This window comes from Deinococcus fonticola (assembly GCF_004634215.1).
Taxonomy (GTDB): Bacteria; Deinococcota; Deinococci; order Deinococcales; family Deinococcaceae; genus Deinococcus; species Deinococcus fonticola.
Window position 1 is genome coordinate 1 of record NZ_SMMH01000119.1, and the last position, 521, is coordinate 521.

The following is a 521-nucleotide window of genomic DNA, read 5'->3' on the forward strand; positions in this document are numbered from 1 at the left end:
TTGAACCTGAAAGGCAATCAGCGTTGCGGCCTGGGGGATGGGCATTAAACTGTAGTCGGGATGAGGCGTCAACACCTTCATCCCTTTGCCATTCTGGACACGAAATGTCAACCCCTAATCGCCGTCGCTAATAAAATCAGTTGGATACCACTTTGCACCAAGCCCAAAATGTCCATCCTGAATCACCTGGGCGAGGTGTGTTTGATGCTGAGTGACTGATTCAAATACTTTTGCATTCAGAGAGCCGCCACGGCACTGTACCAGGCCGTAGATCTCCTCTAACTTTTCACAAAAGAGGGCAATCACCTTGAGATCTAATCGACATTTCTGATAATTCCATAGGCCAGATTCCCAGAGTTCAAAAGTATAAAATTGCTTTCCGCTGACCTCATGAACCTGGCGGCCTGACAAACTTTATGAGAGAGGACGTAAAACCAGCGTCCAGCCGACTTCCAGCAACGTGATGGGGTCAGGGCATTTCTTCTTCCGTTTGCCCAGAGGTTCTGGATCTGGCCCACCTG

At 49.1% G+C, this 521-nt stretch carries 1 protein-coding gene; it reads right to left on the bottom strand.

The features are described from left to right. Positions 1 to 114: 114 nt before the first annotated feature. Positions 115 to 411: a hypothetical protein gene (locus E5Z01_RS19720; RefSeq protein ID WP_167758039.1), complete on the bottom strand. Its 297-nt coding sequence runs from the start codon at positions 409 to 411 to the stop codon at positions 115 to 117. Positions 412 to 521 lie beyond the last annotated feature (110 nt).